The following is a 26,031-nucleotide window of genomic DNA, read 5'->3' on the forward strand; positions in this document are numbered from 1 at the left end:
CTCCGCCCGAAGGACCCGCCGTGCACCGCCCGCTCCCCCCGATCCGCCGGGTGATCCTCGCCCTCGCGGCAGCACTCCTCCTCGCGGCGAGCGCCGCCGTCGCCGCTCCCGCGCACGCCGCCCCGGCGGATCCCCCCGCGCTCACCACGGCCGACGCGGACGCCTGGCTCGACGGCCTCCTGCCCGCCGCGCTCGAGCGCGAGGGCATCGCGGGAGCGGTCGTCTCGATCGTCGGAAGCGGCGAGGTCGTCACCGAGCGGGGCTTCGGCTGGGCGGACACGGGCGCGGGCGGCGGGGATCCCGTGCCGGTCGATCCGGCGGGCACGCTCTTCCGGATCGGATCGATCTCGAAGCTCGTGACCGCCACGACCGCGATGCAGCTCGTCGAAGACGGACTGCTCGACCTGGACGAGCCGGTTCAGGACCACCTCGACTTCCCGCTGCCCGTCGCCTTCGAGCGGCCGATCACGATGCGGCACCTCCTCAGCCACACGGCGGGGTTCGAGGACCGGATCGCGGGAGTCATCGCGGGTCCGGGCGGCGCGCCCACTGCGCTGCGCGACTCCCTCGTCGTCGACCCGCCCGAGCAGGTCTTCGAACCGGGCACGGTGCCCTCGTACTCCAACTACTCGAACGGGCTCGCGGCCTACGTCGTCGAGCGGATCACCGGGCGGACGTTCGAGGACGTCGTCGCCGACGACGTGTTCGGCCCGGCGGGCATGACGACCGCGACCCTCCAGCAGCCTCTGCCGGCCGACGCCGCGATCTCCCGGGGCTACCGCGTCGCGCAGTCCTCCGAGGAGGTCCCCTTCGAGATCGTCGCTCCGGCGCCGGCCGGGGCGATCTCGGCGACCGCCGCCGACATGAGCGCGTTCCTCCTCGCGCAGCTCGCCGACGACTCGCCGCTGCTGGGCCCGGACGCCCTGGAGCGGATGCAGGAGCCCGCGCTCGACGAGTCCCTCGGTGGTCTGGCCGCAGGGCCGCGGATGGCGCTCGGCTGGTTCGAGCAGGACCGCAACGGCCACCGCGTGCTCGGCCACGGCGGCGACCTCACGGCGTTCCATGCGCAGCTGGACCTGCTGCCGGACGACGGTGCGGGGATCTTCGTGTCGCTGAACAGCACGGGACTGCGTCCGGACTCGTCGGTCGCGATCCGCGACGCCCTGTCGCGCGGCTTCGTCGACCGCTACTTCCCCGCCGACGGCTCCGCTCCTCCCGCGACCTCCACGGCGGCCGAGCACGCCGAGGCCGTCATCGGCACCTACCAGGTGTCGCGTCGGAGCGAGTCGACCTTCCTCCGCCTCTTCGCCGCCCTCTCGCCCGTCGAGGTCGCCCGAGCGGGCGAGGACGCCGTCATCGTCTCGGCGCTGACGGACGCGTCCGGGACCCCGGTCGAGCTCGTCGAGGTCGAGCCGTGGGTCTGGCAGGAGGTCGGCGGGCAGCGCCGCATCGCGGTCGACCAGCAGGACGGGACGGTGACGGCGATCGCGCTGAACCCCGCGTTCACACTCCAGCCGATGCCGGCACTGCGTGCCGCGCTCCCTGCGATCGCCGGCCTCTCGGTCGTGGTGCTGCTGCTGGCGCTGATCGCGGTGCCGGTGCTCGCGCTGGTGCGCCGCTGCTACGGGGTGCGCGTCGAGCGGCGACGGGCCGAGCGGATCGCGCGGCTGCTCGTCCTGCTGAGCCTCATCGCGCTCGTCGCCGCGGGCGCGCTCTGGTCGGTCGTCGCTTCCTCGCTGCTGTCCGACGGCGTCCCCCCTCCGGCGCTCCTGCTGCGGTCGGCGCAGGTCCTGACGCTAGCGGCGGTGCTCGGCGCGGTGCCGGCGGTCGCGCTGGCCGCGTTCCGCCTCCGCGGGCTGCGCGCGGCACCGGGGCGCGGGCGGGCGGTGGCGGCCGCAGGAGGCCGACTCCTGCTCGCGGCCGCTCACTGCGGGCTCGTCGTCACGGCTGTCGCCGGGGGGCTGCTCGCGCCGAGCATCAGCTACTGAGACCGCGTCCGCTTGCGGACACGTCCGCAAGCGGCGCTTGTGCTCGGGATCCCGACCTCAGGAGACTCGGAGGTCGGCACCTCCCTCGAGACGCGCGGACGGGCCTCCGACCGAAGGACGCCATGCGGCCCCGCCTCGCACCCCGACCGCCCGCGCGGCCCGCGTCCTCGTGGCTGCTCGTGGCCGCCGCGATGGCGGCCCTGGGCTGGGGCGGCAACCAGTTCATCCCGCTGATGGTGATGTACCGGCAGGTCGCCGGCTTCGAGCAGACCGAGGTCACGCTGCTGCTCGCCGTGTACGTGATCGGCATCGTGCCGGGCTTCGCGCTCGCCGGGGCGTGGTCGGACCGCTTCGGCCGGCGGAGGATCATGCTGGCCGGAGTGGCGCTGGGCGCCGTCGCGAGCGTCGTGTTCGCGCTCGCGGGCACGAACCTGCCGGGGCTCTGCGTCGCGCGCCTGCTCGCCGGGGTCAGCGTGGCGGTCGCGGCCGTCGTCGGCAGCAGCTGGGTGAAGGAGCTGTCCGCGGCGGCGGGCACCGGAGCACGCCGCAGCGGCGTCTCGCTCTCGATCGGCTTCGGTGGAGGGGCTGCGATCAGCGGGGTGCTCGCCCAGTGGGCGCCGAACCCCACCGTCCTCCCCTACCTCGTGCACGCCGGGGTGACCTCGCTCACCCTGCTCGCCGTCCTCCGCGCGCCCGAGACGCGCACCTCGAGCCCGCACCGGCGCTCGCTCCTGGGCGACCTGCGCGTGCCCGCCCGCTACCGCAGCCGGTTCCGCGGCACGGTCGCCCCGATCGCTCCGTTCGTCTTCGGCAGCTGCGGGCTCTCGTTCGCCGTCGGGCCGAGCCTCGTGACCGGCGGGCTCGGCTCACTCGGCATCGCGTTCGCTACCCTCGTCATGCTGATCACCCTGGGAGTCGGGACCGCGGTGCAGCTGCTCTCGGCCCGCATCGACCGGGCGCTGCGGGGACGGAACGGGCCGGTCGGCACGATCTGCTTCGCGACCGGGGCACTCCTGCTCGCGCCGGCCGCACTCTCGGGCTCGCCGTGGCTCGTGCTCCTCGCCGCCCCCTTCCTCGGGGCCGGGTACGGCATCTGCCTGCTCTCGGGACTCAAAGCCGTGCAGACCATGGCGGCTCCCGACGACCTGGCGAGGCTCACGGCGACGTTCTACACGCTCACCTACCTCGGCTTCTTCTTCCCACTGATCATCGCGGCGCTGGTCCCGCTGACCGGGCACGTCCCCCTCCTGCTCGCCCTCGCGATCGCCGCGCTGCTCGGCGGCACGCTCGCCGACCGCTCCGCCCGTCGCCTCGCGCCCCGCGAGCCGGTGTCGTCCGCTACCGGACATGGCCGCTAGAGGGCGTTGCCCCCGCGGCCCGGCACCTGCCACGGTCGCAGAGCGACCGACGACGGTCCACCGACTCGAAGGACCGGAGTCCGCTCATGAACGATCCCCTCTCGACCGACGACAGCACGAGTGAGATGACGCCCGAGATCCTCGCCGCGTTCAGCGACGCCTGGACCCGCCACGACCTCGAAGCGCTGATGAGCCACGTCACCGACGACTGCGTCTACGGCGCGTCCGTCGGCCCCGAGCCCGGCCGGACCTGGTCGGGGAAGGAGCAGGTCAGGGAGGGCTTCGCACTCATGCTCGCCTTCGACACCGGTCAGGAGCGGCACGAGGACGCGCATCCCCTCATCGCCGGGACCCGCGGTGCGGCGACGTGGTCCTTCACCGGGACCGGCCCCGACGGGGAGCCCCAGGTCACGCGCGGCTGCGACATCTACGAGTTCCGCGGGGGGAAGATCGCGCGCAAGGACGCGTTCCGGAAGGTCTACCGGGCGGACGAGTAGTCCGCGGTCGGCCTCTCGGCTCGACGCTCCCTGAGTGTTCAAGGGGTTGCAGCTGACAGGCCTCGGGGCGTGGACTGGAGTTCTGGCCGCGGGCGTCGAGCGCGCGGCCTCCCCGATGAAAGGACGAGACTCAGTATGAGCACGGACGCCACCACGGTCCCCACGATCACCCTCAACAACGGAGTGGAGATCCCGCAGCTGGGCTTCGGCGTGTTCCAGATCGACCCCGCGGAGACGAAGGACGCCACCCTCGCCGCGCTCGAGGTCGGCTACCGCCACATCGACACGGCCGAGATGTACGGCAACGAGGCGGGCGTCGGCGAGGCCGTGCGCGCCTCCCGCCTCGACCGCTCGGAGGTCTTCGTGACCTCGAAGCTCAACAACGGCTTCCACGCCCGCGAGGACGCCCTCGCCGCGATCGACCAGACGCTCGGCGAGCTGAAGTTCGACTACGTCGACCTGTTCCTCATCCACTGGCCGCTGCCGAACGTGGGCGACTACCTCGAGACCTGGAAGGCGATGGAGGAGATCTACCGCAGCGGCAAGGCGAAGGCGATCGGCGTCTCCAACTTCCAGACGAACCACCTCAACCGCCTGCGCGCCGAGGCCACCATCGTGCCCGCGGTGAACCAGATCGAGGTGCACCCCTACCTCGTGCAGGACGAGCTCCGCGCGTACGGCGTCGAGCACGGCATCGCCACCGAGGCGTGGTCGCCCATCGCCCAGGGCCTCGTGCTCGAGGACGACACGATCACCCGCATCGCGCGCAACGTCGACCGCAGCCCGGCGCAGGTCGTGCTCCGCTGGCACATCCAGCGCGGCGACATCGTGTTCCCCAAGTCGGTCACGCGTGCCCGCGTCGAGGAGAACTTCGCGCTCTTCGACTTCGAGCTCGACGACGAGTCGATGACCGACATCACGGCACTGGACCGCGGCCACCGCACCGGACCGGACCCCGACACGTTCAACTACATCCCCCAGCTGATGCAGCGCTAGCCGCACCCGCGGAAATGCGACCGGCCCGCCGGATCCTCGGATCCCGGCGGGCCGGTCGCGTTCGTGCAGGGTGCTGATGTGCGGGGTGCTGATCTGCAGGGTGCTGCGGGCGGAGTCGCCCGATCAGCCCTGCTGCGAGTCGCGCCACGAGTGCTCGGGCGCGTAGCCGAGCACCTCGCGGGCGTGGTCGATCGACAGCAGGGTCTCGTTCGCCCCGACCTCGCCGCGCACCTCGACACCGGGGAACACCTCGGCGATCAGCTCGTCGTTGGAGCGCGACATGACGGTGTCGGCCGCCGCGATGATGAAGCGGTCGAAGCCGGTCCCCTCGTGCTCGAGCGCCTTCTCGACGGCCTGAGCGCCGTCGCGGCCGTCGATGTAGCCCCAGAGGTTCCACTTGCGCAGCAGCGCGTCGGAGTCGAACGAGGGGAACTCGGCGTAGTCGGCCTCGTCCATCACGTTCGAGAAGCGCAGGCCGAAGATCTTGAGGTCCGGGTGCCAGCGGCAGAGCTCGATGGCGAGCTGCTCCTCGAGGTGCTTGGTGAGCGAGTAGACCGACTCCGGACGGGCCGGGTACTTCTCGTCGACCGGGATGTAGGGCGGCGGCACGTCGAACGGCAGGCCGAGGACGGTCTCGCTGGACGCGTAGACGATGTTCCGGATGCCCGAGCGGATCGCCGCGTGGAACGCGTTGAACGTCGAGAGCATGTTGTTCTGGAAGGTGGCGATGTCGGGGACGATGCCGGGCGCGGGGATCGCGGCGAGGTGCACGAGCGCGTCGATGCCCTCGTACTGGTCGCCGACGGCCTGGAGCGCGTCTACCACCTGCCCGTAGTCGGCGATGTCGATGCGGACGAAGCCGGCGCCGCGCTCGCCCGCGCGGTCGAGGTTGTAGACGTCGTGGCCGGATGCGCGGAGGCGGGCGACGACGCTGCGGCCGAGTTTGCCGGATCCACCGGTGACTGCGATTCTCATGCCTCGAACGCTAGCGGCCGCGATCCGCGCGGACGAGGGGTGGCGGATCAGCCGCGGGTGTACAGCGAGACGCCGTCGCCCGCCTCGGGAGTCGTCTCGTCGTCGACGAGCTCGGTCCAGCGGCGCAGGATCGCCGCGCCCGCCGCGTCGTTCACCAGGTCGTCGACCACCAGGACCGGGTAGGGCTTCTCGGGCACGCCCTCGGCGGGGCGGACGTCGACGTGGGCCACGTCGTACGCGTGCTCGAACAGCCAGTCGGCCATGGCGTAGTCGCTGCGCGAGTCACCGACGGTGCGCCAGCGCTGCGGGATCGGACCGGTCGCGCCGAGCAGCTCGACCGCGCGCTGGGCGCCGAGGTCCTTGCCGAGGCGGTTCGACTCGATGTCGGTCGAGATGACCGTGGGGTCGATGCGGTAGTCGACGGCTCCGGAGTCGTCCGGGTAGCGGATGCCGCGGCGCTCGACCCCGAGGCCGGCCGCGGTCATGATCTGCAGGGCGTCGGCGTCGAAGACGAGCTGGCGGGCGAGGTACTCGTCGCTGGGCAGGTCGACCAGCTGCTCGGCCGAGACCATGGCGCGCTTGGTCTCGTCGAAGAACACGAGGTCGTCGTAGTCGGAGCGGATCATGCGCTCGAGATCGCGGGCGACCGGCTCGGGGATCGCGAGGGACTCGTCGACGATCGGCTCGGACGTGCCGCGGTAGTCGACCGTGAACCACACGGCGCCCTTCTCGCAGACGCAGACGATGCGCGCCTCGGGCGAGACCCCGCGCTCGAGCAGCGACGGCAGCACCCGTTCGCGCAGGAACGCGTCCGAGCGGCCGGTGTTGAAGACGATCGGGATGCCCGCGTTCGCCAGGCGCACGAGGTCGTCGGCGATGGCGGGGATCGCGATCGTGCGGCTGATCGGGCTGGCGATGGGGCCGTCGACGTCGAGGAGGAGGCCGAGCGGAGGCGGTGTGGAGGTCATCGCGCTCCATTCTGCCGTGCGGGGCGCGTCGAGCGGGTGCTCAGTCCTCGGCGGAGATGACGAGGGTGCGCTGGGCGGTGGAGCCGTCGGCTCCCTCGACGGTGAGGGCGACGAGGGTCTCGGAGTCGCGGCAGGCCACGCTCAGCCCGTAGCCGGACGCGGAGAGCTCGACCGGGTCGCCCGCACCGGCGTCGGTGGTGCCGGTCGCGAGGCGGGCGGTCGCGCCTCCGCTGGTCGACCACGAGAGCGAGACGGGGCGGACGGCCGTGCGATCGCCGGCGCACGACACTGTCGAGGGCGACGCCGAGAAGGCGTCGACCGCGGGCGCCGCAGCGGGGGCATCGGGAGCGGAGCCGGCAGGCGCGGAGGCGTCGGGGGCCGGAGCAGCTGGGGATTCGGCGGAGGGTTCGGCGGACGGGTCGTCGGGTGCGTCCCCGCTCGGGCCGGGTCCGGCGGACGCCTGGCCGCCCTGCACCGCGGGCGCTGTCCCGCTCGCGGACGGGCTCGTGCCGGCGGTCGCTCCGGGCGCCGCCGCTCCCCCGCCCGGACGGACGAGGAGGACGATCGCGACGACGACGGCCACGAGGCCGACGATCGCGAGGACGATCCCGGTGGTGCGGGTGGAGCGGGACGGCATCGGTCCTCCTGGGGACGGCGGGATCGGGGGGACGGCGGGATCGGGGTGGAGTGGGGGCGGCGCGGGAGGGGGCCGACGAGTCGTGCTCGCCGGCCCCCTCCCGTGCGCCGATGCTAGCTCTCGGTGCTCTCCGTGCTCTCGCGGCGGCTGCGCGCGATCAGCAGGGCGCCGAGTCCGAGGACGAGCGCGCCTCCCGACAGCAGCAGCCACGGCCCGGTCTCGACACCGGTCGAGGCGAGTCCGCCCGATCCGGTCGTCGGGAGGGGCACCGCGGTGGCGGACGGAGCAGCCGTGGCGGTGGGCGCCGCCGTGGCGGTGGGCTCAGGCGTCGCGGTCGGCTCGACCGTCGGCTCCGGCGTCGCCGTCGGCTCGACCGTGGGCTCAGGCGTCGCCGTCGGCTCGACGGTCGGCTCCGGCGTCGCCGTCGGCTCCGGCGTCGCGGGCAGCTCGACCGCCGCGCCCTCCGGCACGACGGAGAGCAGGGCCCGTGCCACGTCGCTGAACGCGCCGACCGGGTGGTTGCGGAAGACCGGCGAGGTGCCGAAGAGGAACGCCTCGGTGCCCGACTCCGTCGCGAACGAGACGGCGGACGCCTGTCCGGCCGCGTCGGTGCGCGACGCGCCCTCGCTGTCGGTCCAGTGACCGGCCACGAAGTCGCCGTAGGTCTGCTCGATGGCGACGCTCGCGTCGAGGTCCGAGAACCACATCGCGGGCGAGACGAACGCCGTGTCCTGCGGGTAGTCGCCGAGGACGCCGCCCTCGGGGGTCTCGACCGACACGATGCCGTTCGAGCCGCCGGTGGCGGTGGTGGCGGTGAGCTGGGTGAGGGCGAAGTCGGTCGCGAACGAGGCTCCCGCCGCTCCGCGGCCCACGACGTCGCCGCCCGCGGCCAGGAACTCCTCGACCGCGGTGCGGCCGGCGGCCTGCTCCGGAGTGAAGGACAGCGCGCGACCGAGCAGCAGCACGTCGGCGTCGGCGAGGGTCGCCTCCCCCGTGGTCAGCGTCTCGGCGTCCACGGCGACCGCGTCGGCGAAGCCGAGCTTGGCGAGGGCGTCGCGGTCCTCGTGCGAGCCGGAGTAGGCGACGCGCACGGAGGCGAGCGCGGTGCCCTCCTCGTCGCGGATCCGCTCGGCGGTGGTCGCCGTGAAGTCGACTCCGAAGACCGACGCCGCCTCCTCCGCGGCCGCGAGACCGGCGTCGTCGGCGCGGAGGGCGATCGTGCCGTCCTCGAACTGCTCGAGCGCGATGCCGTCGGCCAGCAGCGCGTTCACCGCCTGGTACTCCAGGACGCCGCGCGGCTCGAAGGCGAGGTGGTCGGCTCCGCTCGGGACGGTGCTGGAGGGGAGGACCCCGGTGACGGGCTCGACGGGAACGTCCGGCAGGACGTCGGTGGTCGATCCCAGCGCCTGGACGTCGGCACCCCACAGCAGGGCGAGGCTCCAGGCCGAGACGTCGTACATCTCGGGCACGCGGCCCGAGATGTCGGTGCCGTCGGCCAGCAGGACGTTGGCGAGGCCTCGCACGCTCTGGTGCATGTCGACGAGGTAGGTGCCCGCCGCGTAGGTGCGGCCCTCGACGGTCATCTCGGACGTGGTGCGGCCGACCTCGACGCCGTGCGCGAGGAGCTGCGCGACGAGGGTCTCGGCGTCGGACGTCGAGCGCTGGGTGCCGTCGACCGGGATCGCGTAGGCACGGGGGTACTCGGTCGTGTAGACGTCGGTCTCGTCCCAGATCTCGGTCCACTCGGTCGGCGTGCCGGCCGGGAGGTCGGACGGGGCGACGTCGGCGGGGATCTCGACGGCGGGGGCGCCGGTGACGCCCCGCTCGAAGATCGCGACCTGGTTGGTCAGCAGCGCGTCGCGGTTCGCCTCGATGTAGTCGACCGTCGCGTCCATGACGATGTCGGCGACCTCGATGTCGATGTCCGCGTTGGCCTGGTGCTGCGCCACGTCGTCGGTGCGCCCGAGGGGCAGCTCGACCGTGTTCGTGATCGCGCCCTGGAAGGCGACGTACTGCGGGGCGAAGATCGGGGGCCAGTCGTCCCAGCCCGCGCGGATGTCGCGGTAGGGGATGAGGATCTTGCCGGTGTTCTCCTCCGTCGCGCTGCCGTCGGCCGCGAGGTAGGTGTTGCCGGGCACGTCGGCCTCGACGACGCGGCGCTCGATCTCGAGCGCGGTCGCGTAGGCGTGCGGCAGGAAGAGGTCGTACTCGTAGTTCTCGCCGTGGGGCGGGCCGCACGGCTCGACCTGCAGGATGCCGGTGTAGCCGTGGATGTCGATGAAGTACGTGGGCTGCAGCACGCTCGAGAGGTCGCGGATGACGGCCGACTCGTTCGTCGCGCCGGTGATCATGTCGCGGTTCGGGTCGTAGCCGGTGGCGACGGCCCGCTGGCCGAGCGCACGCCCGTCGGGGTTGTTCGTGACCGTGAAGTAGAGGCGGTTGCCGGCGAGGAGCTCCTCGGTCTCGGCGTCCTCGGCGGTGGCGAGGCGCTCGATGTAGTTCAGGATCGCGTCGGTGCCCTCCCACTCGTTGCCGTGGATGTTGCCGTTGAACCAGGTCGGCACCTTGTAGCCGGCCATCAGCTCGGCATCGGCCTTCGCGCTCGCGGGGTCGTACTTGAGCCGATCGCGCCACTGCTCCTGCTGCGCGGTCTCGGCCGCGGTCTCGGGAGCGGTCAGGGTCACGAGGTAGATGTCGCGCCCGAGGGCGGACTGCCCGACGACCTGGGTCGAGACGCGGTCGGAGCTCTCGGCGAGGTCGTTCAGCATCGGCGCGATGGCGTCGTAGGGCGTGACTCCGCGGACCAGCGAGGCGTCGGTCGGATCGACCGGCACCTCCGTCAGCGGGGTGCGCACCGGGTACGACTCGGGCTCGACGAGCGAGGCGGGAGCGGCTGCCGGGCGGACGAGGTCGACGCGGCTGTAGTCAGGGGCGGTCGTGGTGCTGCCGGGCAGGGTGGTGGCCGTCGCGGCGGGCGCGACGAGGAGTCCGCCGGTGGCGAGCGCGAGCGCGGCGCAACCGGAGACGAGGGCGGTACGTGTTCTCAAGCGGAGTTCTTCCCGTGTCGGAGTGGGTCGGTGAGGTGGCGCGGAGAGGTGCAGGGGCTCGCGCTCACCCGTTCGACGTCGTCGACCTCGGAATGGCGTGTGAACCCTTTCAGGAACCTAGGTGAGTCGTGTTTCGGGCGCGTGTCGGCGGCCGAAACATGATCGACACACGTCGGAGAGCGGGTCGGGACGACCCCGGTCCCGACTCGAACTGCTCGCGTCAGAAGGGGGGCGGGTCGGTGAAGAGCGGGCGTGCGGGACGGCCAGCGGGGGTCGGGGCGAGGCCGGGTGGTCTCGTGGTGATGCGGCGTCCGGTGGGGGTGGTCCAGTCGGCGGTGCCGTCGGGGTGGAGGACGTAGGTCCAGCGATCGCCGTGGCGGACGTGGTGGTGGGCGACGCAGAGCGAGGCGAGGTTCTCGAGCGCGGTCTCTCCTCCGTGGCGCCACTCGATCGTGTGATCCGCCTCCGTCCGGGCCGCGACGCGGGTGCAGCCGGGGAAGCGGCAGGTCTGATCGCGCAGCTGCAGAGCGAGGCGCATCTGCGGCGGCGGCACCCGGTGCGTGCGCCCGACCGACACCGCCGCGCCCGTCCGCGGATCGGTGAGGACGCGCGTGAACGACGAGGCGACTCCGGCGAGCTCGCGAGCGGCACCCGCGGGCACCAGGCCGTAGCCGTCGAGGACCGCGGGCGCGTCGTCGAGTCCCGCGGCCGTGCTCGCGGCGAGGGTCAGACGCACCTGAGCACGGACCCCCGGCACGAACGTCGAGGCCGCCGGCGTGTCACCGGGAGCCGTGCCGGTCACGTCCCCATCGCACAGGAGGTCGGCGAGCGCATCGGCGCGCAGCTGCGCGAGCGTCCGCTCCTCCTCGGCGCCACCGGGTCCATCCCCCTCGCGCAGGCATCTCGCGATGCGGTCGAGGCGTGCGTGCGCGCCGACAGCGACCGGAGCGGGCAGCAGCGCGCAGAGCAGCGCCATGCCGTCCGCCTCCGGGACCACCCACACTGCACGATCCTCCCGAGCCCGCGCGTGCCGGTCGGCGAGCGGCTCGACGTGCAGCTCGTCACGCAGCCGCGCCACCCGGCGCCGCAGCTGCGTGGGCGTCAGCTCGAGCGCCAGCACGCACGCCCGCTCATCGAACACCGCTCGCGACTCCGCTGGAAGGGTGCCCGCGGTCGCGCAGATGATGCGGCCCGCCTCCCACCGCAGTCGTGCCCCCGCGAGCGCCTCGCGCGTGCGCGGCAGATCCTCGATCAGCAGCCGCGCCTCCTCCAGATCCCGCGATACCACCCGCTCCGACACTCCACAGCCGACCGCGAGCTCCGCCCGGACAGAGCGCTCCACCAGATCCGCCGACCCGCCCTGCGGCAGACCCCGCGCGAACGCCTCCGGGCATGACACCGCTGCCTCGTACGCCGCATGCAGCTCGATCGCCGCCGCCAGCAGCACCGGCGACGCCGACCGCGCCAGCTCACCCGCCCGGTCCCCGCGCTCCCGCACCAGCGCGAGCACCTCCACCACTTCTGTTCCCGTCATACGAGCACAGAACCAGCGACCACTGACATTCCCTCGCTTTCAACGGGCAGCCGAGTCACAGCGCGCCAGGAGCCGCGCCATCGACCAGGAACGGGGCCCGCCTCGTTCCCCTACAGGAACAGCGAGAGCACCAGCGTCATCCCGAGCGCCAGCACCGACGCCAGCGACACCCCCACCGTCACGGTCTTGAGCGCACCGCGCACCGACTGGTCGAGGAACGACTGCAGCAGCCAGAACGTGTTCGAGGTGACGTGGATGCAGAACAGCGCGCCGGAGCCCGCGGCGAGCGCGATCAGCAGCGGGTCCAGGCCCAGCGACGCCGCGACCGGCGCGATGACCCCGGCGGCGGTGATCGCCGAGAGGGTGACCGATCCGACGGCGATGTGCAGCACCGCGGCCATGAGCCAGACGAGCAGCAGCGGAGCGAAGGAGGACGCCGAGAAGTAGCCCTTCAGCACGTCGCCCAGATCGCCCTGCGCGATGACGGCGGCGAGGGAGCCGCCGATCCCGGTGAGGAGGAAGATCTGGCCGCCGTCCTGGAAGCCCTTCACCACGGCCTTCTCGATGCGCTTGGTGCCGACCGCGAGGCGGCCGATCACTCCGGTGGCGATGACGGCGAGCAGCAGGGCGATGATCGGATTGCCGAGGAACTGCATCGCGGGCACCTCCGCGCCGGCCACGCTCAGCACGGCCTGCGACGCGATCAGCAGGAGCGCCACGAGCATGGGCGCGAAGAGCAGCAGGAGAGGGCGCTGGCGCTCCTCGACGGCACCGGGCCGGAGGGCGGCCGGTCCGCGCGGCACCCCGCCGACGGCGGTGCGGACGGTGCCGGTGGCCGGGGCGGCGGAACCGACGGCGCCGGACGCTCCGGCGAGCACGGCCTCCTCGTCGTCGTCGCGCACGACGACCTGCTGATCGCGCTCCGGATCCCAGAAGCCGAGCCGGAAGGCCAGCGACATCAGCAGGATCGTGAGCACGACGGTGGGCGCGACGACGGCGAAGCCGCCGAGCATCATGACCCCGAGGGGGACGCCGAGCAGCCCGGCCAGGGCGACCGCCGCGAAGCCGGGCACCATCATCACGATGCCCATCTCGAGGCCGACCGCGAAGGTGACGCCGATGATGCCGGTACCGGCGGGACCCAGGCGCGGGGCGATCCTCCGGGCCAGCGGGGCGGCGATCACGATCAGAACGTCGACGAAGATCGTCTGCAGGTACGTGGCGAGCGAGAGTCCGAGCGCGTACGGGATCCCACGGCGCCCGAAGACGCGCATCAGGCCCTCGACGAGGCGGACGATCGCGCCCATCTCGTTGAGCATCGCGCCGATCAGCACGCCCCAGCCGATCAGGATGCCCGCCTCGGCCATCACCTCGCCGAAGCCGGTCGACATGGTCGAGACCGTGTCGACGGGTCCGAGTCCGGTCAGCAGGCCGATCGCGGCGGCGCCCAGCGCGAGCGCGATGACGGGGTTGATGCGGAACCGGACGATCACGACGACGACCACGACGATCACCAGCGCGACGACGCCGAGGGTGTACCACTCGGGCATGACGAGCCTCCTCTTGCCCGCGGCGGCGCGTGCGAACACACACTAGGGCCTGGTGGACACGAGATCGCCGTCGCGAGCACGGTCTGATCGTGCGAGCTGCAAGGAGGAGGCCGAAGGTCGATGCGGGCATCGACCGAGGTCACCGACGCCGCAGATCGTGCGATCAGGCCGAGCGGAGCACGGGAGATCGTGTCCACCAGACCCGAGGGCTCCGCGGGGATCGGCCGCGCGGGACATGGTGGCGCTCCGATCACGGGAGGCGGGCGCTCCTCCGGGACACTCGTGTACCCCGCGGCGGGACCCGTCGACGTCGTCGGCAGCGAGGCGGGAGCGGCGGCCACCTCGGCGGGGAGCTCCGGATCCCGACGCGGCGGTCCGGCGGCGCGTCAGCAGGCCGGACCCGCGGCGTCCGCGACCCTCTCTACTGAAAGGGTTCATCGGCACTGTTCCCCGCCGTGCCGGGCGCGTTAACTGTGAACACACCCCCGCTCTCCCCGATGGAGGGGACCGCGGACCGGGCCGAGCGTCCGCGCCGACCCCGGGAGCCCCACCCCACCGATCGGAAAGGTCTCGATGATGAGACGACGCTCCTCGGAGCACCCCGCGCCCGCGCGCCGGACCCGCACGCTCCTGCTCTCCACCCTCGCCTGCACGAGCGTCGCCCTCACCGGCGTGCTCGTGCCGACGGCCGCCTCGGCGGTCGACGTCCCCGCGCCGAGCGCCCACTACGACATGTCGCACGCGGGCTCGGCCCTCCTCGACATCTCGGGCAACGGCCGCAACGCGACGCTCACCGGCTTGACCGACGCGTCCTTCGCGGACGCGGGCGGCGACCAGGTCGCCCGGTTCCGCGCCAACGGCTACGCGGCCCTGCCGAAGAACCTCGTCACGGGCACCGACAACGCCTTCGCGGTCGAGTACACCGTGAAGACGCAGACCTCGGCGAACCAGTTCGGCTGGGTCATCGGCGACGGCGTCGGCCCCTGGAACACGACGACGCTGGGCAATCACGTGTTCGTGAACCCGCGCAGCTCCGAGGGCGCCTACAACGCCCAGGTGCTGGCGGGCATGCGGGTGAAGGACACCGGCAACGGCGAGACGCGGCTCCCGGCCGGCGGCGGGCTGAACCCCGGCTTCACGACCCTCACGATGGTCGGCTCGGGTACGGGCTCGAGCACCACGCTCACGCTCTACCGCGACGGTGCGCAGATCTCGACGGTCACCGCCGCCAAGTCGATGGCGAGCATCATCCCGTCCGGGACCACGCTCGGCTACCTCGGCCGCTCCCTCTACCAGGGCGATGCGCTCTTCACGGGCGACGTCACGGACGTGAAGTTCTGGGACACCTCGCTCACCGCCGAGCAGGTCGCCACGAGCATGCCCACCGCGGAGGCCAAGTCGGCGGCGACGGCGGGGCTGCTGCGCTCCGACCTGCTGCCGGTGGTGCTGAACGGCAACCCGTCGCTCACCGCCGTCTCAGGGAACCTGAACCTCCCCACGACGAGCAACGGCATCGCCCTCAGCTGGGCGTCGACGAACCCCGCGGTCGTCTCGACCACCGGAGTCGTCTCGCGCACGATCACGACCGACACCCCGGTCACCGTGACCGCGACGCCGAGCTCCGGCGGCCCGATCACCTTCGATCTCGTCGTGCTCGCTCCGCGGATCAACGACGACCTCGACGCCATCGTGCTCGCTCCGCGCACCACCGAGAACCTGCCCCTCGTCGTGAAGGGCGCGAAGAACGGCACCGCGATCACCTGGACGTCCTCGGACCCGGCGCTCGTCACTCCGACCACCGCGGGCTACCAGGCGCCGGCCGTCGGCGCGGCCGACCCCTACCAGGGCGGCGGAGTCGTCACCCGGCCCGCCTACGGCAGCGGCGACGCGGCGGTCACCCTGACCGCGAACGCGACGCTGAACGGAGTCTCGGAGTCGCGCACCTTCGCGCTCACGGTGGCCGAGCTGGGCCGCACCGCTCCCGACGCGGGCTACGCCTCGGCGTACTTCAAGTCCGACGGCGACGAGAAGATCTACCAGGCGGCGACGTCGGGCAACGACTTCTTCACCTTCTCCCCCGTCAACGGCGGCAAGGCCGTGATCACGTCGACGACCGACACCCGCGGACTGCGCGACCCGTTCATCCTCCGCTCGCACAAAGGCGACAAGTACTACATGGTCGCCACCGACCTCTGCATCTCCTGCGGCACGAGCTGGGGCGACGCCCAGTCCAAGGGCAGCCTGAAGATCGAGGTCTGGGAGTCGACCGACCTGGTGCAGTGGACCCGCACCAACGGCGCCGACACCGGCATCACGGTCAACCAGCCCGCGGCCGGCATGACCTGGGCCCCGGAGGCGTACTGGGACGACGCTCTGCAGTCGTACGTCGTCTTCTTCTCGTCGCGGCTCTACTCCGATGCCACGAAGACGAACGGCGACAAGCTCTACTCGCGCGTCTTCTCGGTGATCACGCGCGACTTCCGCACCTTCACGCAGCCGCCCGCCACGTGGCAGGACACCGGCTACGCGCGGATCGACTCGACGATCACCAAGATCGGCGACTACTACTACCGCTTCACCAAGAACGAGGAGGGCGGCGCCGCCGGGGTCCTCGAGGCCGGGAAGGACATCTTCCTCGAGAAGTCGACGGTGCTCACCGCCCCGACGACCGCGTCGAACTGGAGCGCCGACCCCACGACGACCTGGCAGCTCACCGACACCAACATGACCCGCCTGGAGACCGGTCAGGAGGGCGAGGGCCCCGAGATCGTCAAGCTCAACGCCGGCGACCCGAACGACACGACGGGTACCGGTGACGGCTACGCGTTCCTCGTCGACAACTACGGCAGCGGCGGCTACAAGGCCTTCGTGACCTCGGGCGCGGCGATCGCCGGCAGCTCGCAGGCCTCGCGCCTGTCGAAGTCGGCCGACTGGAACGTCTCGACGAAGGGCGGCCTGCCGGCCAGCCCGCGCCACGGCGCGTTCGTCAGCGTCCCGCAGACGGTGCTCACCGCGATGAAGGAGTGGGCGCCCGTCAAGGCCGTCGGCTCGACCACGACGCTCGCCGTCGAGGGCCGGACCGCGACCGCGACCGTGACGGCCGCCGACTCCGGCGACGTGGCGGGCTCGGTCACCTTCCGCGGCGGCAGCTGGAGCCAGACCGTGCGCCTGAGCGGCGGCACCGCCACGGCGACGGTCCCGGCCGGAGTCACGGGCGTCACCGCCTCGTACGACGGCTACACCGACGCCCTGGTCGCCCCCTCGACCTCGGCCGCGGTGAGCCTGGACACGCTGGAGCTCGCTCCGACGGCGTCGACGCGCTGCATCGCCGGCAAGGTCGTGCTCACGGTGACGGTGCGGAACACCGACACCGCTCCGGCCGCCGTGCAGGTCGAGACCGCCTACGGGTCGAAGTCGTTCGCGTCGGTCGCCCCCGGCGCCTCCGCCTCGGCCGCCTTCACCACGCGCCTGCGCTCGGTCCCCGCGGGGACGGCCACCGTCACGGGCACCGCGGTCGACCAGCCCGCGTTCTCCGGGTCGGCGCCGTACGCGGCGGCCGCCTGCTGACCCGCCGCTGACCGACGACGGCGCCCCTTCCTCCCCGCGGAGGGAGGGGCGCCGTCGTGCGCTCAGTCCTCGGGCAGCTCGGCGTAGGCGCGCTTGACGCCGTTGTACCAGTCGAGCGCCTTCTTGGGCCGCATCCAGCGGCCCTTCATCGCCTCGCGCGCCTCGCGGTGCGACTCGTCGCCCGCCTTCACCGCGTCCTTCAAGTGGCGGTCCTGGGCGTTGATGATCTCGTCGGCGGTGGCTCCGCGGTGCTCGAGGGCGCACGGCCCGCCGAGGTCGCGGCACGTCATGGTCTTCACGGTGTCCTCCTCCTGCCGTCGCGCTGCGCGGCGGCTCCTGCTACTCCGACGGGCGGGGGCCCTCGGATGTGACCGCCGGCGTGTCGCGGGGCCGGCGCACGACGCCCGCCAGGGACGCGGGAGCGGCGCGGAACACGATCGACTCGACCCGGCCGTCCACGACCTCGAAGTCGAAGAGCACCCGGGCCTCGCCGAGGTGGAACCAGGCGAACCCCGGCCGTCCGGCGGTGAGCACCGGGAGCGCGGCGTGCGCGCTGCCGTCGAAGAACGCGGCGACGGCCTCGCGCCCGTCGATCCGCTCGGGGGTGCCCGCCGCGATCGCGGAGGCGTCGGCGCGGACCGTCGCGCCGGGGGCGAGCAGCGCGAGGAGCCGGGCCAGGTCGCCGCCCCGCGCCGCCGCCATGAACGCGTCGACGACGCTCCGATCGGACACCGGCCCGTCCTGCCCGGCGCTCGCGACCTTCTCGCGCGCCCTCGAGGCGAGCTTGCGCGCGGCGGCCGGCGAGCGGTCGAGGATCCCGCCGATCGTGTCGAAGGAGTAGCCGAAGGACTCGTGCAGCACGAGCGCGACCCGCTCGTTCGGGGCGAGCCGGTCGACGACGACGTGCAGCGCCCGCCCCACCGCCTCGCTCCGCTCCACGGAGTCGGCGGGATCGACACCGGACGCGGGGGCGTCCTCTCGGGCCTCGATGGGTTCGGGGATGCGGGCGCGGAGCCGGTCGAGGCAGAGCCGCGTGGTCACCGTGGTCAGCCAGGCGGCGGGGTTCTCGAGCACGGCGTCGCTGCCGTGCAGTCGCAGCCAGGCCAGCTGGACGATGTCCTCGGCCTCGTGCCGGTCGCCGAGCAGCCGTGAGGCGAGCCCGGTCAGCCGGCCGCGCTCCGCCTCGAACACCCCGGTCCCGTCCACGCGCCCACCCTACGGCCGGGAGGGCGCGCGCGGCCCTTGCCCGACCGACGGCCGGTGTGGGACGGTCTCCCCGTCCGCCGGGCAACGGCGGCCCTGAGCGGAGGAGCGGCCCGTGGGACTCGTGCGCATCGACCTGTTCGCGTCACTCGACGGCATCGCCCAGTCGCCGGGCGGACCGGACGAGGATCAGCAGGGCGGCTTCGCGTTCGGCGGCTGGCAGGCGCCGCTCCTCGACGAGGTCGCCGGCGCCTGGGTGCAGTCCGGCGTGGAGGGGATGGACGCGCTGCTGCTGGGCCGCCGGACCTACGAGATCTTCGCCGACTACTGGCCGCGGCACGACGACCCCGGCATCGGCCGGCTGCTGAACTCGATCCCCAAGTACGTCGCGTCCCGTCGAGGCGTGCCCCTGCCGTGGGAGCGGTCGACCCTGCTCGGACCCGACCTGGCGGCGGCGGTGCACGAGCTGCGGACGCGCCACGAGCGGATCCACGTGATCGGCAGCCTCGACCTGGTGCAGACCCTGCTCGCCGAGCGCCTCGCCGACGAGCTGACGCTGTGGCTCCATCCGATCGTGCTCGGCGCGGGCAAGCGGGTCTTCGAGGGCGGTGCGGCCCCCGCGATGCTGGAACTCCTCGAACCGGCGGCCACCTCGCCCCGCGGGGTCGTGCAGCTGCGCTACCGGATCCTCGGGTCCGAGCCGCCGGTGGGGGACATGACGGTCTGAGGTCCGCTCAGGTGAGGGTCGTGTAGATCTTCGCGATCCGTCCGTCGACGACGAGGCAGATGTCGAGCCCGGACACGACCGGAGGCGCTCCCTCGGGACCGAAGTTCCAGGCGAGGTGGCCGAGGTCGTGGTTCTCGTACACGGGGCCGACGGCCGAGAAGACGAAGCCGGGGGCGTCGTCGAGCAGGCGCTGCGCCTTCGCGTGCAGGGCGTCGTGGCCGACGACCACCTCCTCGGGATCGAGGAACTCGACGTCGGGTGTGTAGGTGCGTGTGATCGCGGCGCGGCGCTTCTCGGAGTCGCGCTCGCCGAACACCTCGAAGAGGTTGGCGTGCATCAGGGTGTCCAGGGGCATGGTTCTCCTTCGGTGGTGGTGGGGCGTGTCACGGCGACGACGGCGAGCGGTCGGTCCAGTCGATGACGAGGCGGCGCACCGCGATCCTCCAGCGGCCGTCGATCCGCTCGAAGCGGTCGAGGTAGCGGATCGACATGGTCACCAGGTACCGCTGCCCGGCGTCGTGCAGCAGGTGGAGCGCGAGGCAGTACGTCTCGCCCTCGGCGACGTCGGCGGTGGCGAAGCGGATCGAGGACTGCCCGTTCAGGTAGGTGGTCGCCTCGTACTGCGCGATCAGGCCCTCGAAGGTCCGCACGAGTGCGTCCCGTCCGCGGATCGTGTCGAGCGGCTCCGTCGCCTCCGGGTCGCCGGCGACGACGAGCACCTCGCCGTCGTCGGCGAACACCGACGCCTCCAGCGCCGCATCCCGGCGGTCGGCCCCGCGCGCGTAGGTGTCGACGAGCTCGCGGATCGCGACGCGGTCGATCAGGGTCGCGAGAGTCTCGTCCACAGCGCTCCTCGGGTCGGTGCGCTCAGAATAGGTGAAACTTCACGCGGAAGGGAAGAGGCGTCAGGGGTGGTCCACCGGTCGCGGAAGGGTGCCGTGCTCGATCAGCCGGTCGTAGACGGCGTCGAGCGACTCGCGCATCGCCGCCATCCGCTCCGGGTCGAGCGCGTCGAGGAACGCGCGGCGCACGAAGTCGATGTGGCCGGGCCCGGCCTCCCGCAGCACCGTGCGGCCGACCTCGGTGAGTACGACCTCGGTGCTGCGCAGATCGCGGGGCGCGGGCCGCGTCTCGACGAGCTCGCGCTCGCGCAGGCCCCGGAGCCGGTGCGAGACCCGGCTGCGCTCCCATCCGATCCTCGCGGCGAGGTCCGCGACGCTCATCCGACCGTCGGGTTCGCTCGTCAGCGCGACGAGCACGTCGTAGTCGGCCAGGGACAGCCCGGTCGCCGTGCGGAGCTGGTGGTTGAGCTCGTAGCGCAGGCGCAGGTGCACCTTCATGTAGGAGTACCAGACGGCCGCCTCCTCGTCGCCGAGGAGCGCGAACGGCGACTCGGACGGGACCTCGCGGGGCTCGCTCACGATTCCTCCTCCTGCAGCCCGTGACGGCAGGGCGCTCCGACGCTACCGCCCGCGCCGCGTCAGCGGATGGTGTGCGCGGTGATGACGGCAGCGGCGCGCGCCAGCTCCTCGGCCATGTCCTCCTCGCCCAGGCGCGGCGAGGCGCGCAGCACCTCGGCGCTCACGGCGTCGTAGCGCTCCTCGACGCGGGACAGCAGCGCGGCGCCGGAGTCGGTGAGCCCGAGCAGGACGCTGCGCCGGTCGCGCGGATTCGGGAGCCGGTCGACGTGCCCGGAGGCGGCGAGCCGGTCGAGCAGGGCCGTCACGGCGCCGGTGGTGAGGCCGAGCTCGAGGCCGAGCATCTTGGGGGTGAGACCGGTCAGGTCGGAGATGGTCTCGAGGGCCGTCAGCTCCGAGAGCCCCACGCCGACCTCGGACGCGATGCTGCTGCGCAGCTGCCGCTGCGCGGTCTCGAGCAGACGGAGCGCGTGGCGCAGGTGCGCCACCGAGGTGATGCCGGCCTCGCCGTCGGGCGGGGTGGGGGTCGGAGTCATGCGGAGCCTTCTCGAGCGGGGAGGGACACCTCGAGGGCGGCGTCCCACTAACAGGGGGTAAAAGTCTAATTGAAAAGTATCTTTATCGCGGAGTAGCTTAATCATCAAGCAATCAGCAGCACCGAGACGAACTGCCCGGCAGTTCACCTTCTACCCGATCAGGAGTCCTGTCATGTCGAACCACACCGCCACCACCAAGACCAAGCGCGTTCGTTTCGCCCCGCTGGTGATCGCGACCAGCGTCGCCGCCGCCGCACTGCTCTCCGTCTCGATGTCCGGAACCCTGTCCGGCTTCGTCGCCAGCATCACCAACTCGAACAACACCGCCGCCTCCGGCTCCCTCATCATGGAGGAGAAGTCGACCGGCACGACCCCCGTCACCTGCCTCAGCACCGACGGCGGCTCCATCAGCACCAACACCGCGACCTGCTCGACCATCAACAAGTTCGGCGGCTCGACCACGATGGTCCCCGGCCAGACCGTCAGCACCTCGATCACGATCAAGAACGCCGGCACCGTCGCGGCGAACACCTTCACCCTGACCCCCGGCTCCGCCTGCACGCAGGGCGCCAACGGCAGCCCGGCCGGCACCGCCACCGACTTCTGCGCCAAGGTGAACGTCCTCATCACCTCCGGCAGCACCACCGTCTACAACGGCACCGCCGCCGCCCTCGCCGGCACCGCCGCCAAGTCGCTCGCCACCGCCCCCGTCGCCGCAGGCACCAGCACCCCCTTCACCATCGCCGTCACCCTCGACAACTCCGCCGGCAACACCTACCAGAACCTCTCCGCCTCGCTCCCCCTCACCTGGACCTTCGCGAGCTAGTCCCCGGCGCACCCACCCCCTGAAACACCCGCACCACCCCCACAACACCCGCACCACCCCGGCTTCCCCGCCACTCCCCCCACCCGAATCGCGGAACCGCCCCTCCGGTCCCGCACGCACCACCCCCGAGCGGAACCGCACCCGAAGCGGCCCCGCACCGCACCACCCGATGAGCGGGGCCGCACCCGAGGCGGCCCCGCTCTCGACACCGTCGAGGAGGCGGAGGACATGACGCTCACGGACACCCCCGCCGCCGCCGCTCCCGCCGCCACCCCCGCACCGCGCTCCCCCAGGCGCCTGCGGACCGCGCTGATCTGGACCGCCTCCGTCCTCCTCCTCGGCGTCGTCGCCCTCGGCCTCCTCTTCCAGGCCTCCGGCGGCCGCTGGTTCATCGTGCAGACCCCGTCGATGGGCACCTTCGCGCCGGTCGGCACGCTCGTCCTCACCACTCCCACCGCGATCCAGGACGTCCGCGTCGGCGACGTCGTCAGCTTCCACCCCTCCACCACGCCCGACGAGACCTACACCCACCGCGTGGTCGAGATCGCCCCCGAGGGCACCCTCGTCACCCAGGGCGACATCAACGGAGCCGTCGACCCGTGGGCCACCGGCCAGGAGCAGCTGATCGGAGTCGTCACCACGTCGCTCCCCGGCGTCGGCTGGCTCGCCAAGGCGCTCCCCCTCCTGCTCGCCGGCGCCGTCCTGGTGCAGCTGCTCACCCGCCTGCTGCCCTCGCCCACCCACCGCGCGGCGATGCGGATCCTGGGCCTCTCGCTGGTCGCCTCGATCACCGTCTTCCTCCTGCGCCCCTTCGTCGGCCTGGTGGTCCTCGAGGCCACCGTCTCGAACGGGTTCACCGACGCCGTGCTGGTGTCGACCGGACTGCTGCCCATCCGCGTCAGCGCCGAGGGCGCCGCCCCGGCGGACCTGGTCTCGGGCGAGGTCGGACGGCTGAAGGTCCCCGCGAACGAGCAGGACTGGTACAGCGTCTCCTCCGCTCTGCACCTGCCCGTCTGGGGCTGGATCGTGTTCGCGCTGCTGTGCGCCCTGCCCCTGATCTACACGTTCGCGATCGGGCTGCCCGCCGCGACCGAGCACACCGGAGAGCACGGCCGCCGCGCCGCCGCGAAGGAGGCGACCCGATGAGCCGTCACCGCGTCGTGCGGGTCCCGCTCCTCGCGCGCCTCCGCTCCGCTCTCGCGCAGCCGCGGAAGGCCCTCGCGGCCGTCGCCGTGGCCGCCCTCGCCGGCGGACTGCTGCTGACGCCCGCCACCTCGGGCGCCTACACCGCCGCCATCACGAACTCGAACAACACCGTCGGCAGCGCCGCCGCTTTCTTCACCTGCGACGCGGCCTACGCCGCCGACAGGACCGCCGCGCTCTTCTCCTACACACTCGCGCAGGCCTCCAACTCGCGCACCGCCGCCGACACCGACTCGGGCGGGTACCCCGGCACCTACCAGGGCGTGATGACGAGCTCGTCCACGACACCGAAGGCGTGCCCCCGCGACGCGGGCGGATCCTGGCTGCTCAACGGCACGACGAACCACCTCACCAACACGCTCGAGCTGAGGAACCCCACGACCTTCAGCACAGAGATCTGGTTCAAGACCACCGTCGCCGGCGGCAAGCTCTTCTCCTTCGGCGCCGGCGCCTCCGCAGGCGGCGGCCAATACGACCGCCACACCTACATCGGGCGCGACGGGAAGCTCGTCTTCGGCATCTACAACTTCGGCGTCGAAGCCCTGACGAGCCCGACCGCCGTGAACGACGGCAACTGGCACCACGTCGTCTCGACCCTCTCGCCGACCACCGGCATGACCCTCTACCTCGACGGGCAGCGGGTCGCCTCCAACGCCGCCTACCGAAGCCCCGAGAACACCACCGGCTACTGGCGGATCGGCTACGACACCCTCGGCGGCTCCTGGCCCAACGTCGGCCCGGCCTACTTCAGCGGCAGCCTCCGCTACGCCGCGGTCTACTCCACCGCCCTCACTCAGGCGCAGGTGCAGAACCACTACAGCGCCGGACGCGCGACCTAGCGTCGGGCGAGGACGGCGGAACCGTCCGCCGCCGGGATCAGGACAGGCCGACGCCGATCAGCGGAGGCAGGATCAGCGCGGACAGCTGCACGATCACTCCGTTCGCGCCGGCGCCCAGGGCGATCGCGGCCAGCGTCTTCGGGGCTCCCCGGCGCGAGACGGCCACGACGCCCAGGATCGTGGTCAGCGCCGCGAGGATCAGCTGCGCGATCCCGATGACGATGAAGACAGCCCCGATCTCGGTGGTGTCCAGCCCGCCGCGGTAGGCGAGCACCGGCACGATCGTCGTGAGGCAGACCTGGACGATCTGGCTGATCGTCAGGATCACCGCCAGGACGAACGCGATCAGGCCGGGCAGGTTGCGGCGCCGCGGCGCGGGAGCGGTGGGGGTCACGGACCGAGCCTAGGCGGGCTCCGGAGCAGGCCGTGTACCCTTGTCCGTTTCGACGAGAGGGTTCCACCATGACCGAGACAGCGGTCGCGACCGACTCCGCGCGCCCCACCCAGAGGCTCGCCCCGTGGGTCTTCTGGCCCGCCGCGATCCTGATCCTCGCGATCGTCGCCTTCGCACTCCTCGCGCCGGGCACGGCGACCGAGGTGTTCGCCTCCCTCCAGACGACCGTGGTCAACACCTTCAGCTGGTACTACGTGCTGATCGCCGCCGCGTTCGTGGCGTTCGCGATCTGGATGGGGGTCAGCCGCTTCGGCGACATCAAGCTCGGCAAGGACGACGACGAGCCCGAGTTCTCGATGGCCGCCTGGATCGCCCTCCTGTTCGCCGCCGGTATGGGCATCGGTCTGGTGTTCTACGGCGTCGCCGAGCCGCTCAACCATTTCGCGAATCCGCGTCCCGGAGTGACGGGCACCGAGCAGCAGCTCGCGCAGAGCGCGCTGTCGCAGACGTTCCTGCACTGGGGCGTGCACGCGTGGGCGATCTACGTGGTCGTCGGCCTCGCTCTCGCGTACGCGATCCACCGGCGGGGCCGCCCCGTGTCGATCCGCTGGGCCCTCGAGCCGTTGCTCGGGAGACGGGTGCGCGGCGGCTGGGGCAACGCGATCGACGTCGTCGCCCTGATCGGCACGATGTTCGGAGTCGCGACCTCGCTGGGCCTCGGAGTCACGCAGATCTCGGCCGGGCTCGAGGCCTCCGGCGTCGTCGAGTCCTCGCTCACTGTGCAGCTCGTCGTCATCGCCGTGGTCACCGGGCTCACGATCCTCTCGCTCGTGTCCGGCGTGGGCAAGGGCATGAAGTGGCTTTCGTCCGGCAACCTGATCCTGGCCGGCGCGCTGCTGCTGTTCGTCCTGTTCGCGGGGCCGACGCAGTTCCTCCTGCGCGAGTTCGTGCAGTCGCTCGGCAACTACCTCCAGAACCTCCTCGGCCTCTCCTTCACCGTGAGCGCGTTCGCCGGCGAGAGCGGCGAGCAGTGGCAGGCCTCGTGGACGACGTTCTACTGGGGCTGGTGGATGTCGTGGGCGCCGTTCGTCGGCATCTTCATCGCCCGCGTCTCGAAGGGCCGCACCGTCCGGGAGTTCGTCGCCGGTGTGCTGCTCGTGCCGACGATCATGACGTTCCTGTGGTTCAGCGTGCTCGGCGGCACGGCCCTCCACCGCGAGCTGTACGGCGCAGGCGGACTGGTCGGCGCGGGCGGTGCCGTCGACTCCGACCTCGCTCTGTTCCAGATGCTCGCGGATCTGCCCGGCGGCGCCGTCGTCACGTTGGGCGCGATCCTCCTGATCGGAGTCTTCTTCGTCACCTCGGCCGACTCCGGCGCCCTGGTCATGGCGATGATCGCGACCGGCGGCTCCGTGGAGCCGAAGAACCCGATCCGCGTGTTCTTCGCCCTCGCGACGGCGCTGCTCGCGATCGCGCTGCTGATCGCGGGAGGTCTCGACGCCCTTCAGACGGCGGCGATCCTCTCGGCCCTGCCCTTCAGCGTGGTGATGATCCTGATGTGCGTCGCCACGGTGATCGCGTTCCGCCGCGAGCTGCGGGCCTACGACAGGGCCCGGCGGGCCGCGTTCGTCGGCGACATCGGCCGCTTCTACGGGCTCGAGGTGGAGGAGCCGACCGAGCGGGAGCCGGTGCCGCTGCTGAAGCGGGTGCTGCGGCGCGGGCACTGAGCCCTCGCGCGCCGGCACCGACGTCTCGCGCGCGGCCGCTG

The 26,031-nt window shown here is 72.3% G+C and carries 23 protein-coding genes; 10 read left to right on the forward strand and 13 right to left on the reverse strand.

Annotated features, from left to right (window positions below):
* The first annotated feature begins 20 nt into the window (after nucleotides 1–20).
* The 4 genes from AC0CID_RS08250 to AC0CID_RS08265 all read left to right on the forward strand — a co-directional run bounded on the left by AC0CID_RS08250 (nucleotide 21) and on the right by AC0CID_RS08265 (nucleotide 4,839).
* A complete protein-coding gene (locus AC0CID_RS08250; protein ID WP_465226411.1) occupies nucleotides 21–1,988 on the forward strand; it encodes a serine hydrolase domain-containing protein in 1,968 nt (655 codons plus the stop codon).
* A 122-nt stretch (nucleotides 1,989–2,110) separates the two neighbouring features.
* Nucleotides 2,111–3,346 (forward strand): MFS transporter, encoded by a 1,236-nt coding sequence (locus tag AC0CID_RS08255; RefSeq protein WP_465226412.1) that lies wholly within the window; start codon nucleotides 2,111–2,113, stop codon nucleotides 3,344–3,346.
* Nucleotides 3,347–3,432: 86 nt separating this feature from the next.
* Nucleotides 3,433–3,843, forward strand: coding sequence for a nuclear transport factor 2 family protein (locus AC0CID_RS08260; protein WP_207407837.1), 411 nt, complete (start codon nucleotides 3,433–3,435; stop codon nucleotides 3,841–3,843).
* A gap of 135 nt (nucleotides 3,844–3,978) precedes the next feature.
* Entirely contained in the window at nucleotides 3,979–4,839 is an 861-nt protein-coding gene (locus AC0CID_RS08265; protein ID WP_465226413.1) for an aldo/keto reductase, read from the forward strand.
* A gap of 123 nt (nucleotides 4,840–4,962) precedes the next feature.
* Here the strand turns inward: AC0CID_RS08265 and AC0CID_RS08270 are convergent, their stop codons facing one another.
* The 6 genes from AC0CID_RS08270 to AC0CID_RS08295 all read right to left on the reverse strand — a co-directional run bounded on the left by AC0CID_RS08270 (nucleotide 4,963) and on the right by AC0CID_RS08295 (nucleotide 13,550).
* Nucleotides 4,963–5,814 (reverse strand): NAD-dependent epimerase/dehydratase family protein, encoded by an 852-nt coding sequence (locus AC0CID_RS08270; protein WP_465226414.1) that lies wholly within the window; start codon nucleotides 5,812–5,814, stop codon nucleotides 4,963–4,965.
* A gap of 47 nt (nucleotides 5,815–5,861) precedes the next feature.
* On the reverse strand, nucleotides 5,862–6,782 hold the full coding sequence (locus AC0CID_RS08275; protein WP_465226415.1) for an HAD family hydrolase: 921 nt from the start codon (nucleotides 6,780–6,782) through the stop codon (nucleotides 5,862–5,864).
* 40 nt (nucleotides 6,783–6,822) lie between these two features.
* Nucleotides 6,823–7,419: a hypothetical protein gene (locus AC0CID_RS08280; protein WP_465226416.1), complete on the reverse strand. Its 597-nt coding sequence runs from the start codon at nucleotides 7,417–7,419 to the stop codon at nucleotides 6,823–6,825.
* Nucleotides 7,420–7,532: 113 nt separating this feature from the next.
* Nucleotides 7,533–10,466: a M14 family zinc carboxypeptidase gene (locus AC0CID_RS08285; RefSeq protein WP_465226417.1), complete on the reverse strand. Its 2,934-nt coding sequence runs from the start codon at nucleotides 10,464–10,466 to the stop codon at nucleotides 7,533–7,535.
* 220 nt (nucleotides 10,467–10,686) lie between these two features.
* Nucleotides 10,687–12,000 carry an HNH endonuclease signature motif containing protein gene (locus tag AC0CID_RS08290; RefSeq protein WP_465226418.1) on the reverse strand — a complete coding sequence of 438 codons (1,314 nt, stop codon included), beginning with the start codon at nucleotides 11,998–12,000 and terminating at the stop codon, nucleotides 10,687–10,689.
* 110 nt (nucleotides 12,001–12,110) lie between these two features.
* On the reverse strand, nucleotides 12,111–13,550 hold the full coding sequence (locus AC0CID_RS08295) for a GntP family permease (RefSeq protein ID WP_465226419.1): 1,440 nt from the start codon (nucleotides 13,548–13,550) through the stop codon (nucleotides 12,111–12,113).
* A 576-nt stretch (nucleotides 13,551–14,126) separates the two neighbouring features.
* Here AC0CID_RS08295 and AC0CID_RS08300 point away from each other — a divergent pair.
* Nucleotides 14,127–17,117 (forward strand): immunoglobulin-like domain-containing protein, encoded by a 2,991-nt coding sequence (locus AC0CID_RS08300; RefSeq protein ID WP_465226420.1) that lies wholly within the window; start codon nucleotides 14,127–14,129, stop codon nucleotides 17,115–17,117.
* 62 nt (nucleotides 17,118–17,179) lie between these two features.
* Here the strand turns inward: AC0CID_RS08300 and AC0CID_RS08305 are convergent, their stop codons facing one another.
* Together AC0CID_RS08305 and AC0CID_RS08310 are read right to left on the reverse strand one after the other, a co-directional pair.
* Entirely contained in the window at nucleotides 17,180–17,407 is a 228-nt protein-coding gene (locus AC0CID_RS08305) for a hypothetical protein (protein ID WP_242683518.1), read from the reverse strand.
* Nucleotides 17,408–17,456: 49 nt separating this feature from the next.
* Nucleotides 17,457–18,323 (reverse strand): sigma-70 family RNA polymerase sigma factor, encoded by an 867-nt coding sequence (locus AC0CID_RS08310; RefSeq protein ID WP_465226421.1) that lies wholly within the window; start codon nucleotides 18,321–18,323, stop codon nucleotides 17,457–17,459.
* 112 nt (nucleotides 18,324–18,435) lie between these two features.
* Between AC0CID_RS08310 and AC0CID_RS08315 the strand changes: the two genes are divergently transcribed.
* On the forward strand, nucleotides 18,436–19,047 hold the full coding sequence (locus AC0CID_RS08315) for a dihydrofolate reductase family protein (RefSeq protein ID WP_465226422.1): 612 nt from the start codon (nucleotides 18,436–18,438) through the stop codon (nucleotides 19,045–19,047).
* 7 nt (nucleotides 19,048–19,054) lie between these two features.
* Here the strand turns inward: AC0CID_RS08315 and AC0CID_RS08320 are convergent, their stop codons facing one another.
* From AC0CID_RS08320 to AC0CID_RS08335, 4 genes are read right to left on the reverse strand one after another with little or no spacing between them, the layout of a single operon-like run.
* The gene (locus tag AC0CID_RS08320) at nucleotides 19,055–19,402 is read right to left on the reverse strand and encodes a nuclear transport factor 2 family protein (RefSeq protein ID WP_465226423.1); all 348 of its coding nucleotides are present in this window, start codon (nucleotides 19,400–19,402) and stop codon (nucleotides 19,055–19,057) included.
* A 28-nt stretch (nucleotides 19,403–19,430) separates the two neighbouring features.
* Nucleotides 19,431–19,892: a nuclear transport factor 2 family protein gene (locus tag AC0CID_RS08325; protein ID WP_465226424.1), complete on the reverse strand. Its 462-nt coding sequence runs from the start codon at nucleotides 19,890–19,892 to the stop codon at nucleotides 19,431–19,433.
* 60 nt (nucleotides 19,893–19,952) lie between these two features.
* Nucleotides 19,953–20,468, reverse strand: coding sequence for a MarR family winged helix-turn-helix transcriptional regulator (locus AC0CID_RS08330; RefSeq protein ID WP_465226425.1), 516 nt, complete (start codon nucleotides 20,466–20,468; stop codon nucleotides 19,953–19,955).
* 59 nt (nucleotides 20,469–20,527) lie between these two features.
* Nucleotides 20,528–21,001, reverse strand: a complete 474-nt coding sequence (locus AC0CID_RS08335; protein WP_465226426.1) for a MarR family winged helix-turn-helix transcriptional regulator — start codon at nucleotides 20,999–21,001, stop codon at nucleotides 20,528–20,530.
* A gap of 172 nt (nucleotides 21,002–21,173) precedes the next feature.
* Here AC0CID_RS08335 and AC0CID_RS08340 point away from each other — a divergent pair, with 172 nt between their 5' ends.
* The 3 genes from AC0CID_RS08340 to AC0CID_RS08350 all read left to right on the forward strand — a co-directional run bounded on the left by AC0CID_RS08340 (nucleotide 21,174) and on the right by AC0CID_RS08350 (nucleotide 23,869).
* A complete protein-coding gene (locus AC0CID_RS08340; protein ID WP_465226427.1) occupies nucleotides 21,174–21,827 on the forward strand; it encodes a hypothetical protein in 654 nt (217 codons plus the stop codon).
* 228 nt (nucleotides 21,828–22,055) lie between these two features.
* Nucleotides 22,056–22,973 (forward strand): signal peptidase I, encoded by a 918-nt coding sequence (locus AC0CID_RS08345; protein ID WP_465226428.1) that lies wholly within the window; start codon nucleotides 22,056–22,058, stop codon nucleotides 22,971–22,973.
* Nucleotides 22,970–23,869 carry a LamG domain-containing protein gene (locus AC0CID_RS08350; RefSeq protein WP_465226429.1) on the forward strand — a complete coding sequence of 300 codons (900 nt, stop codon included), beginning with the start codon at nucleotides 22,970–22,972 and terminating at the stop codon, nucleotides 23,867–23,869. Before AC0CID_RS08345 ends, AC0CID_RS08350 begins: the two co-directional genes overlap by 4 nt.
* Nucleotides 23,870–23,906: 37 nt before the next feature.
* Here the strand turns inward: AC0CID_RS08350 and AC0CID_RS08355 are convergent, their stop codons facing one another.
* A complete protein-coding gene (locus AC0CID_RS08355) occupies nucleotides 23,907–24,263 on the reverse strand; it encodes a hypothetical protein (protein ID WP_465226430.1) in 357 nt (118 codons plus the stop codon).
* Nucleotides 24,264–24,331: 68 nt separating this feature from the next.
* On the opposite strand from AC0CID_RS08355, the gene AC0CID_RS08360 reads away from it, so the two are divergent.
* On the forward strand, nucleotides 24,332–25,990 hold the full coding sequence (locus AC0CID_RS08360; protein WP_207406193.1) for a BCCT family transporter: 1,659 nt from the start codon (nucleotides 24,332–24,334) through the stop codon (nucleotides 25,988–25,990).
* Nucleotides 25,991–26,031: the final 41 nt, after the last annotated feature.

The organism is Rathayibacter sp. AC451 (genome assembly GCF_979253095.1).